Genomic DNA, 11,511 nt, shown 5'->3' on the forward strand with positions numbered 1-11,511 from the left:
GGCCGTCCTGGACCGCGTGATGCGGGGCAAGCCGTTCAGCAGTCGGCACCGCATCATCGACACCGGGGGCCGCACCCTGTGCGTCGTCGTCGCGGGCGACCGGATGCTCGACGACCACGGCACGGTGATCGGGACGTCCGGGTTCTACGTCGACGTCACCGACTCGCTGCAGACCGACATCAACAACGTCCTGTCGGCGGTGGCCGACGCCCGCGCCCGCATCGAGCAGGCCAAGGGCGTGCTGATGGCCGCCTACGACATCTCCGCCGAGCGGGCGTTCGACATCCTGGTGTGGCGCTCCCAGGAAACCAACCTGAAGCTGCGCGACCTCGCCAGCCGCTTCCTGGACGCCGTGGCCAGCAAGGCGTCGGCGGAGACCCAGAGCGAAGTCGACCGGGCGCTGCTGACCCTGGAGTAGCCGCAGTAGGGTCGGGCCAGTGGCGCACCTATTGGGAGCCGAGGCCATCCGCCTCGAATATCCGACCCAGCTGGTATTCGATTCGGTCACGCTGGGCGTGAACGACGGCGCGCGCATCGGCATCGTCGGCCGCAACGGGGACGGAAAGTCCAGCCTGTTGCGGCTGCTCACCGGCCAGCTGCGGCCCGACTCGGGCCGCGTGACCCGCCGCAGCGGCTTGCGCGTCGGCGCGCTCAGCCAGGCCGACACCCTGGACCCGGCCCACACGGTGGGCTGGACGCTGGTCGGCGAGGCGGCCGAACACCAGTGGGCCGGCGACCCCCGGGTCCGCGACGTGGTCGCCGGCCTGGTCTCCGACATCGATTGGGACGCAGCGATATCCACGCTCAGCGGGGGCCAGCGCCGGCGGGTGCAGCTGGCCCGGCTGCTGGTCGGCGAGTGGGACGTCATCGCCCTCGACGAGCCCACCAACCATCTCGACATCGAGGGCATCACCTGGCTGGCCGACCATCTCAAACAGCGCTGGGCGCGCAACACCGGCGGGCTGCTGCTGGTGACGCACGACCGCTGGTTTCTCGACGAGGTCGCCACGACGACGTGGGAGGTGCACGACGGGATCGTGGAGCCGTTCGAGGGCGGCTACGCGGCGTACGTGCTGCAGCGCGTCGAACGGGACCGGATGGCCGCCACCGCGGAGGCCAAGCGGCAGAACCTGATGCGCAAGGAGCTGGCGTGGCTGCGTCGCGGCGCGCCGGCCCGCACCTCGAAGCCCAAGTTCCGCATCGAGGCGGCCAACCAGCTGATCGCCGACGTGCCGCCGCTGCGCAACACCGTCGAGCTGGCCAAGCTGGCCACCGCCCGGCTCGGGAAGGACGTCGTCGATCTGCTCGACGTGTCGGTCTCGTTTGACGGCCGTCCGGTGCTGCGCGACGTCGAATGGCGGATCGCCCCGGGCGAACGCACCGGCATCGTCGGCGCCAACGGCGCCGGGAAGTCGACGCTGCTCGGGCTGATCGCCGGGACCATCGCGCCGGACGCCGGACGGGTAAAGCGCGGCAAGACCGTTCAGCTGGCCGTGCTCGACCAGCAGGGCGACGCCCTGGCCGGCCTCACCGACGACCGCATCGCCGACGTCCTGGCCCGGTTGCGCGGCGGCTACGAGGTCGAGGGCCGCGAGGTGACGCCGGTCCAGCTGCTGGAACGGCTGGGGTTCGGGCGCGGCCAGTTGTCCGCGCGCATCGGCGAGCTCTCCGGCGGGCAGCGGCGGCGGTTGCAGCTGATGCTCACGCTGCTCTCCGAGCCGAACGTGTTGCTGCTCGACGAGCCGACCAACGACGTCGACACCGACATGCTCACCGCGATGGAAGACCTGCTCGACTCGTGGGCCGGAACCTTGATCGTCGTCTCGCACGACCGCTACCTGCTCGAGCGGATCACCGATCAGCAGTACGCCGTTCTCGACGGCCGGTTGCGGCACCTGCCCGGTGGCATCGACGAGTACCTGCGGCTGGCGGCGCGCGAGGCCGGCGCCGCGGCGGACGGCGGCCCGGCGCCCGCGGAGCCGCAAGGCATGTCCGGGGCGCGGCGCCGGGCCACCGAGAAGGAGCTGGCCGGCGTCGACCGCCAGCTCGCCCGGCTGGCCGACCGGATCGCGGACAAACACCACGAACTCGCCCGCCACGACCAGTCGGACCATGTCGGCATCACGCGGCTCACCCGGGAATTGCGGGCGCTCGAGGACGAGGTCGCCGAGACGGAGGGCCGCTGGCTGGAGCTGTCGGAGGCGCTGGAATGACGCCCGTGCGGTACCGGCCCGGCGAGGCATTGCTGGCGCTGTACCGGCGGCGCGGCCCGGTCATCAACTCCGGCGTCGGTCGGCACGGTTACACCTACCTGCTGGGCGCCGAGGCGAACAAGTTCGTGTTCGCCAACGCCGACGCGTTCAGCTGGCGGTTGACGTTTCAGAACCTCGCCATCGTCGACGGCCCCACCGCGTTGATCGTCAGCGACGGCGACGATCACCGGCGCCGGCGCAGCGTCGTCGCGCCCGGGCTGCGGCACCGCCAGATCCAGGACTACGTCGCCACCATGGTGTCCACCATCGACGCCGTGATCGACGGCTGGCGGCGCGGGCAGCGGCTGGACATCTACTCCGCGTGCCGTTCGGCGGTGCGGCGCAGCACCGCCGAGAGCCTGTTCGGCCCGCGCCTGGCCACCCATTCGGACTTTCTGGGCGAACAGCTGCAGCCGCTGCTGAACCTGACTCACCAACTGCCGCAGTCGGTTGCGCTGCAACGGCGGCTCAACGCACCGGGGTGGCGACGGGCGGTGGCCGCCCGGAAACGCATCGACGCCCTGGTCGACGAGCAGGTCGCCGCCGCGCGGGCCGAGCCCCGGCCCGACGACCACATGCTGACGATGCTGATAAACGGTCGCGGAGACGAGGGTTATGCGCTGGGCGACAACGAGATTCGCGATGCTGTCATCTCACTGATCACCGCCGGCTACGAGACCACCAGCGGCGCGCTGGCATGGGCGATCTACACGCTGCTCTCCGTGCCGGGCGCGTGGGACACCGCGGCCCGCGAAGTGGCACGCGTGCTCGGCGGACGGCCGCCGTGCGCGGCCGACCTGACCGCGTTGACCTACCTCAACGGGGTCGTGCAGGAAACCCTGCGGCTCTACCCGCCCGGCGTGATCTCGGCGCGCAAGGTGATCCGCGAGATCTCCTTCGACGGCCACCGCATACCGGCGGGCCGGCTGCTCATCTTCAGCCCATACGTCACGCATCGCATCCCCGAAATCTGGCCCGGGCCAACGCAATTCCGGCCGGAGCGGTGGGACCCCGACGCCCCGGGCTACCGCAAGCCCGCCCCACACGAGTTCATTCCGTTCAGCGGGGGCCTGCACCGCTGCATCGGCGCGGCCATGGCCACCACCGAGATGACCGTGATGCTGACCCGGCTGCTCGCCAGGACCACACTGCGGATGCCGCCTCAGCGCATCCGCGCGGCCAACCTTGCCGCGTTGTCCCCGAAGCCGGGGTTGACCGTCGACGTCGTCGCCACCACCGACCTAGCGCCAGCTCAGTAGCACGAACTCGGCGCTGAATCCCGGGCCCATCGCGAGCATCAGCCCGGGGCCCCCGCCGGGCGGCGGCTTGGCGATGGTGTCGCGCAGGATGTGCAGCACCGATGCCGACGACAGGTTCGCGACCTCGCCCAGCGAGCGCCAGGTCAGCTCGAGGGCGTCCGGGGGCAACTCGAGGGCGTTGCCGATCGCGGTGATGACCTTGGGGCCGCCGGGGTGCGCCACCCAAGCGCCCACGTCGTCCTTGGTCAGCCCGTGGGCACTCAGGAAGCGGCCGACGTCGTCGGCCAGGTAACGGTCGATGAAGTTGGTGAGCTCCGGCGACATCACCAGGTGCAGCCCGGCCGAGCTGACGTTCCAGGCCATGACGTGCAGCGATTCGGGATACAGCCGGCTGCGGGAATCGACGATGTCGGGCCCGCTGGGGCTCAGCCGTTCGGCGCGACGGTCACCGACCGCGACCACGGCGGCCGCCCCATCCCCGAACATCGCGGTGCCCACCAGGCCGGACACGGTCGGCTTGACCGCCGGGAAGGTGAGCGAGCACAGCTCGACCGACACCAGGACCGCGACGCCGTCCGGGGCGCCGCGCAGGTAGTCGTGCAGGCGGCCCACCCCCGCCGCGCCGGCCGCGCAACCGAGCCCGAACAGCGGCACCCGGCGCACGTCCGGGCGAAGGCCGAGCCGTCCGGCGATCCGCGCGTCGAGCGACGGGACCGCCACCCCGGTGACCGTGGTGGTGGCGATCATGTCGATGTCCCGTGGCTGCAGGCCGGCCTCCTCGAGCGCCCCCAGCAACGCTTCGCAGCCCAGTTCGACGGCGTGTTCGATGAACACCTCGTTGGCCTCACCGAAATCGGTGAGCGACGGGTAGCGCTCCAGCGGCAGGACCAGGTGGCGGCCGTTGACCTTGGCGGCGGCGTGCAACCGCCGGACGATCTCCTCGTGTTCGGCCAGAGCCGGCAATTCGACGAGCTGGTCCGTGATTTCGGCCTGGCTGTAACGATGCGGGGGCAACGCTCCGAAAACACCCGCGATGACGCTCATGCCCAACCCTTTTGCCCGCGTCCCAGCTCGAATGGGACATTCGCCGATTTCCGAAGTTTAAGCAATCGGCGGTAATTCGGCAAAAGTTTGAAGTATTCGACATGTGTCTTATTGCTTCGGCATTTTTTCATTCGGAGTCCTGGTTTTTCAGTGCCATCGCGATGAGGGCGTCGGGGCTCAGCGAGTCGATGGGATCGGTGACCGGTTGGGCCACAACGCTTTCCGGGCCGCCGGCGAGCAGGAGCAGTTTGTCGAGCAATCCGGTCCTCCTCAGCTCGGCGAGCGGAATGTTGCGCAGCGAGGACCACACCTTTTCCTCGTCCGATTCCCGGTCCTCGCCGCGGAATAGCTGCTGGCGCAGATGGTCGGCCAGCGCGGCGGGAGTGGGATAGTCGAAGATCAGGGTTCGCGACAACGCCAACCCGGTCGCCGTCGTGAGCCGGTTGCGCAATTCGACCCCGGTCATCGAGTCGAAGCCCAGGTCGGCAAAGGCGCGGTCGCGACCGATGGCCCGCGCGTCCGGATGTCCCGCGACGGCGGCCGCGTGCTCGCAGACCAGCTCGGCCAGCCGCCGCTGTTGCTCCTCGGGCGCCAGGCGGTGTAGCTGCTCGGCCAGATTCGGGGACCGGGTCGCGTTGGGGCGCAGCACATCCTGCGTGCCACCCAGCCAGAACCGTTGGCGGGCAAAGCCGTACGTCGGCAGGTCGACGCGTCGACCCCCGGAGTCGGCCAACACGGCCGGCCAGCCGACGGCCACCCCGGCGGTGAACAGGCGGCCGGCCGCGATCAGCAGCGACTCGGCCTCGGGAGCGTCCTTGGGCAGGGTGGTCACCGAGATCGGCCGCTCGGTGGTCATTGACTGGTCCACCGCCGCGCTCAACCCGCCGCCAGGGCCCACCTCCGCGAACGCCGTCACCCCGAGGGCCTCGGCGGCGCGCACGCCGTCGAGGAAGCGCACGGGCCGGCGCACGTGCTCGACCCAGTACCGCGCGGACCCGTAGCCGGGGCCGGCCGGCTCCCCGGACACGTTGGATATCAGGCAGATTCGCGGCTGTTGCGGCTCGATGTCGGCGATCCGGCGCGCGAATTCGTCGAGCATCGGTTCCATCAGCGCCGAATGAAACGCGTGCGAGACCGCCAACCGGTGTGTGCGCCTGCCGCTTTCCGCCAACCGATCCGTCAGGCCGGTGACCGCGGCGCGCTCGCCGGACAGGACCACCGCATTGGGGCCATTGACCGCCGCGATGCCGACACCGTCGCCGAGCATCGGGGCGACCTCCGCCTCGGTGGCGCTCACCGCCACCATCACCCCGTCGCCCGGCAGCGCCGCCATCAGCCGGCCGCGCACCGCCACGATGCGCGCCGCGTCGCCCAGCGACAGCACCCCCGCCACATGCGCCGCTGCGATCTCGCCAACCGAATGACCCAGAACCACCTCGGGCGTCACCCCCCAGGATCGCCACAGCGCCGCCAGGGCGACCTCGAGCACGAACAAGGCCGGCTGCGCGAACTCGGTGCCGCGCAACAGCTCCGCGTCGGTGCCCCACATCACCTCGCGCAACGGCGACCGCAGGTGGGGATCCATCGCGGCCGCGGCCTCGTCGAAGGCATGCGCGAAGGCCGGGAACCGCCGGTGGAGTTCGCGACCCATTCCCGGCCATTGGGAGCCCTGGCCGGGGAACACGAAGGCGATCTTGGCCGCGGGCCCGGCCCGGCCGGCGATCACGCCGGGGGCGGGCTCCCCGGCGGCCAGGGCCACCAGTTCGCGCGTCAACTCTTCGGAATCGCCGCCGACCAGCACCGCCTGCCGCTCGAACACCGAGCGCGTCGTCGCCAGCGACCACGCCACGTCCGCGGGGCTCACCCCCGGCTCGGCCACCCACTCCGCCAGCCGGCGCGCCTGGTTGGCCAGGGCCCGCCCCGAGCGGGCCGACAGCACCCATGCGAGCGGCGGTTCGTGCGGTTCGGCGGGCGTATCCGGTTGCGGCGGGGCCTGTTCCACGACGACGTGTGCGTTGGTGCCGCCCATCCCGAAGGACGACACACCGGCGCGGCGCGGGCGCCCCGCCGCCGGCCAGGGCAGCGCGGAGGTGTTCACGCGCAGGTGTTCGAGTTCGGGATTGCCGTCGGCGTAGTTCAGGCTCGGCGGCAGCACCGAATGGCGCACGGCCAGTACGGCTTTGAGCAGGCCCGCTATCCCGGCCGCGCCGCCGGCGTGGCCGATGTTGGTCTTGACCGAACCCACGTGCACTGCGCGCCCGCGCGCCGCGAACACCTCGCCGAGCGCCTGGGCCTCAACCGCGTCGCCGACCTTGGTGCCGGTGCCGTGGGCCTCGATGTAGTCGATGTCGCCGGCGCCGAGGCCGGCGGTGGCGAGCGCCCGCCGGATCACGTCCGCCTCGGCGGAGACGGAAGGCACGGTCTGCCCGGCTGCGCTGTGCCCGGCGTTACCGACGGCGCTGCGCGACGGGGACCGCGTCCACGCGGTCATCAGCGGCAGCGCCGTCGGCAACGGCTTCAGCAGGACCAGTCCCCCGCCCTCGCCGCGCACGTAACCGTCCGCGCGCCGATCGAACGCATAGGTGTGACCGGACGTCGACAGCGCACCGAATTCGCGCTCCAGCATTGCGGTTTCGTCGGCCAGGTTCAGGTGAACCCCGCCGGCGATCGCCAGCGCCGACTCGCCGGCGCGCAGGCTTTCACAGGCGAGGTGCACGGCGAGCAGCGACGACGATTGGCCGGAGTCGACGGTCATGCTCGGCCCGCGCAAACCGAAGGCGTACGAGACCCGGTTGGCGATCATCCCCCGGCTGATGCCGGCGAACGAGTGGTGGTCGAGGTTGTCGGCGATGTCGCGCAACGTGAGGACCGCGTAGTCGTCGGCCATCGCCCCCACATACACCGAAACGTGGTTGCCACGAATGCTTTCGGGTACCACGAACGCGTCCTCGAAGGCTTCCCAGGCCAGTTCGAGGGCCAGCCGCTGGCGAGGGTCCATCGCGCACGCCTCGCGCGGCGAGAGGTTGAAGAAGTCGGCGTCGAACTCCGCGACGTCCCCGGGCAACCGCGTCGCTTCCCGGCCGTTGCGGATCAGATCCCAGAACTCGCGCGGGTTTGCCGCGCCGGGGAATCGGCACGCCAGGCCGATGACTGCGACGTCCGTCATGCTAGGGGCCGATCTCTTCGTCGAGGATCGCGAAGAGTTGGCTCTCGGTGGCGGTGGCGATGTCGTCGTCGAACGGGTCGTCGGGCTGCTCCGGGTGGTGCACTTCCGGCGGCCCCGTCAGCGAGCGCAGCAGGCCTTCCAGCCGGGTGACCAGCTGCGCCTTGTCGCCTGGGCTCCAGTCGGATTGCCCGAGCAGCGCCTGCAATTCGCGGGCCACGTCGTTGAAGCGGGCCATTCGGTCGGGCGGCGCACCGGCCGTGCCGGTGGTCAGCTGGCCGTCGAGATGCTCGGCCAGCGCCGCCGGCGTCGGGTAATCGAAGATCACCGTCGGCGAAAGGGTCAGGCCGGTCGCGATCTTGAGCCTGTTGCGCAGCTCCACGGCGGTCAACGAGTCGAACCCGAGGTCCCCGAAAGCCTGGTCGGCGTTGACGTCGGCGGTGCTGTGCCCCAACACCGTGGCGGCGTTGCCGCACACCAGGTCGATCAGTTCGCGCCGGCGCTGCTCGGGGGCCAGGCCGTCCAGCCGCGCCCGCAGGCCGGTCAACGACACCATGTCGGTGGGGTCGAGGACCCGTCGGGCGCGCCGAATGGCCAACTGGCTCAACAGCGGTGGCAGCGCGGCGCCGGCGTGCGCCAGCGCGGCGGTGTCGAGCCGGGTGGCCACGACGACGGGCGGCTCCGTCAGCAGCGCGGCGTCGAGCAGGCCGAGCGCCTGCCGGGTGGACAGCGGGGCGAGGCCAGCGCGGCTCATCCGCGCCTTGTCGCGGTCGCCCAGGTGCCGGGTCATGGCCGACGCCTCTTCCCACATCCCCCAGCCGATCGACAGGGCGGGCAGGCGATGGGCGTGGCGGTAGGCCGCCAGTCCGTCGAGGAAGCTGTTGGCCGCGGCGTAGTTGCCCTGACCCGGCGCCCCGACGATCCCCGCCATCGACGAGAACAGCACGAACGCCGAAAGATCCAGATCCCGGGTCAGCTCGTGCAGGTGCCACGCCCCGTCGACCTTGGACCGCAGCACCGTATCGATGCGCTCCGGTGTCAGGGACGCGATCACCGCGTCGTCTAGCACCCCCGCGGCGTGAAATACGCCGCGCAGCGGGAAGCGCTCCGGCACCCGCGCCAGCAACCCGGCCACGGCGTCCCGGTCGGCCACGTCGCAGGCCACCACCGACACCTCGGCGCCCGCCTCGCGCAGCTCGGCGACCAGCCCGGACAACCCGTCCGCCCGCTCACCGCTGCGGCTGACCAGCATGACGTGCGGTACCCGGTAGCGGTCGACGAGGTGCCGGGCCACGGCCGAACCCGCCATGCCGGTTCCGCCGGTGATCAATGCGGTGCCGCCGCCCAGCCCGGCCGGCCCGTCCGGCATCGTGAGCACCACCTTGCCGATGTGGCGGGCCTGGCTCACGAACCGGTACGCCTCCGCGGCGCAACGCACGTCGAAGGCCTTGACGGGCAGGGGCTTTAGAGCTCCGGTCGCGAACAGGCGCATCAGTTCGGCCGACATCACCGCGATGCGGTCCGGGCCGGCCTCCATCAAGTCGAACGCGCGGTAATAGATCTCGGGGTGCGCCGCCGGGTCGCGCAGGTCGGTCTTGCCCATCTCGATGAAGCGCCCGCCGCGGCCCAGCAACCGCAGCGACGCGTCGGTGAACTCGCCCGCCAGCGAGTTCAGCACGACCTCCACGCCGACTCCGCCCGTGGCCGCGGAGAACTTCTCCTCGAACTCCAGCGTCCGCGAATCCGCGATGTGATCGTCGTCGATGCCCATGGCGCGCAGGGTGTCCCACTTGCCGCGGCTCGCGGTCGCGAAAACCTCGGCCCCCCAATGCCGGGCCAGCTGCACGGCCGCCATGCCGACGCCGCCGGCACCGGCGTGCACCAGCACCCGCTCGCCGGCGCGCAGGCCCCCCAGGACCGACAACCCGTAATACGCCGTCAAGAACACCACCGGCACGCCCGCGGCCTGCGCGAACGACCAGCCCGACGGCAGCGGCGTCACCAGCCGGCGATCGACGACCGCCTCGGACCCGGTCAGGCCCAAGATGCCCATCACCGCGTCGCCTACCGCCAAATCCGTGACGCCGGCGCCGATCTCGGTCACCAGGCCGGCACCCTCCGCGCCCAGCTGCGCGGCACCCGGGTACATGCCCAGGGCCACCAGCACGTCGCGGAAGTTCACCCCGGCGGCGGCGACCGCCACCCGCACCTGGCCGGCGGCGAGCTCGGCCGGCGGGCCCGACTGCACGGCCAGGTCCTCCAGCGTTCCGGCGTCGCCGGCGGCCAGCCGCCACACCGACGGCGGCCCGGGCAACGGCAACAGCGGGTGCGGCTTGAGTGGCTGCAGCCGGGCGCCGTAGGCGATGCCCCCTCGCACCACCAATTGCGGCTCCCCGCAGCCGATCACGGAGGCGAGATCGAGCGATCCGTCGGAGTCGACCAGCACCGCCAGGCCTGCCTGCTCGGCCTGCGCCGAGCGCACCAGCCCCCACACCGCCGCGCCGGCCAGGTCCGAGACCTCCTCGCCGGGCAGCGCGACCGCGCCGCAGGTCAGCACCACCAACGGCCCGGCGCCCTCAACCCTGGACTGCAACAAGCCCAACGCCTCATGGGTCGCGGCGTAGACCGACCCGACCACTCCGTCGCCGTTCGAGGGCGGCCGCCACACCTCGGGATCGGCCCCACCGGCGTTGTCCGCCAACGTGATCGGGGACCACACCGCCTCCAGGAGTTCGCCGCCGCCGGACCGCGCCGCCGCGGCCGCCGCCAACTGGGCGGCCGACACCGGCCGCGTCACCAGCTCCCGCACCGACAGCACCGGCAGGCCCGACGAATCGGCCAGTTCCACCGACACGGCGCCCTTCCCCACCGGTGCCAGCCGCACCCGGACCCGGGACGCGCCGGCCGCGTGCAGGCACACCCCTTGCCAGGAGAACGGCAAGACGGCCTCGGCGTCCTCGTCGGCCACACCCAGGGCGTGCAGAGCCGCATCCAGCACCACCGGATGGATCCCGAAGCCGCCCACCGTGACACCGTCCTGCTGCGGGGCCTCGACCTCGGCGAAGATCTCGGTCCCCCGGCGCCACACCTTCCGCAGGCCGCGGAACGCCGGCCCGTACCCGTAGCCGCGCCCCGCCAAATCGTCGTAGGCGCCGGTCACGTCGACCGCCGCGGCGCCGACGGGCGGCCACACCGACAGGTCCGCGTCCGGCGCGGGCGAGCCGTCGCTCACCACGCCCTGGGCGTGCAGGGCCCAGTCGGGACCGGCCTGCGAATAGACTGCCACCGCACGGGATCCGGTCTCGCCGGCGGCGTCCACCACCACCTGCACCCGCACCCCGCCGGCGGCCGGCAGGGGCAACGGGGCCGACAGCGTCAGCTCCTCGATCACCGGGCAGCCGACCTCGTCGCCCGCCCGCAGCACCAGCTCGACGAACCCCGCGCCCGGGAACAACACGGTCCCGGTCACCGCGTGATCGGCCAGCCACGGCTGGGCGGCCGTCGACAGCCGGCCCGTCAACACCACACCGCCCGAATCGGGGCGCTCCACCACCGCGCCCAGCAGGGCATGCTCGGCGCCGGTCAACCCCAGGCCCGCGGTGTCCCGGCCGCCCACCGCCTCCGGCGACAGCCAAAACCGGCGGCGCTGAAAGGCATACGTCGGCAGGTCGACGCGGTGGGCGGTCAGGCCGGCGAACGCCGCGGCCCAGTCCACCCCGGCGCCGGAGACGAACAGCTGGCCGGCCGCCAGCAGCAGCGAATCGACTTCGGGACGGTCCTTGGCCATCGACAC

General features: G+C 71.9%; 6 protein-coding genes. 3 read left to right on the top strand and 3 right to left on the bottom strand.

The window, feature by feature from the left end:
- From A5704_RS14540 to A5704_RS14550, 3 genes are all read left to right on the top strand, one after another.
- A partial coding sequence (locus tag A5704_RS14540; RefSeq protein ID WP_156737678.1) for an ANTAR domain-containing protein occupies positions 1-418 on the top strand: 418 nt, incomplete at its 5' end.
- Positions 419-437: 19 nt separating this feature from the next.
- Entirely contained in the window at positions 438-2,213 is a 1,776-nt protein-coding gene (locus A5704_RS14545) for an ABC-F family ATP-binding cassette domain-containing protein (RefSeq protein WP_067889568.1), read from the top strand.
- A gap of 5 nt (positions 2,214-2,218) precedes the next feature.
- Positions 2,219-3,511, top strand: a complete 1,293-nt coding sequence (locus A5704_RS14550) for a cytochrome P450 (RefSeq protein ID WP_156737680.1) — start codon at positions 2,219-2,221, stop codon at positions 3,509-3,511.
- Here the strand turns inward: A5704_RS14550 and A5704_RS14555 are convergent.
- The 3 genes from A5704_RS14555 to A5704_RS14565 form a co-directional block, all read right to left on the bottom strand.
- A complete protein-coding gene (locus A5704_RS14555) occupies positions 3,494-4,561 on the bottom strand; it encodes a type III polyketide synthase (protein WP_368664924.1) in 1,068 nt (355 codons plus the stop codon). The two genes, A5704_RS14550 and A5704_RS14555, sit on opposite strands and share 18 nt — an antisense overlap.
- A 121-nt stretch (positions 4,562-4,682) precedes the next feature.
- Positions 4,683-7,721: a type I polyketide synthase gene (locus A5704_RS14560; protein ID WP_067889574.1), complete on the bottom strand. Its 3,039-nt coding sequence runs from the start codon at positions 7,719-7,721 to the stop codon at positions 4,683-4,685.
- Between the two features lies 1 nt (position 7,722).
- Positions 7,723-11,511, bottom strand: a 3,789-nt coding sequence (locus A5704_RS14565) for an SDR family NAD(P)-dependent oxidoreductase (protein ID WP_156737679.1), incomplete at its 5' end; no start/stop codon positions are given.

The organism is Mycobacterium sp. E735, from assembly GCF_001666955.1.
Lineage (GTDB): Bacteria > Actinomycetota > Actinomycetes > Mycobacteriales > Mycobacteriaceae > Mycobacterium.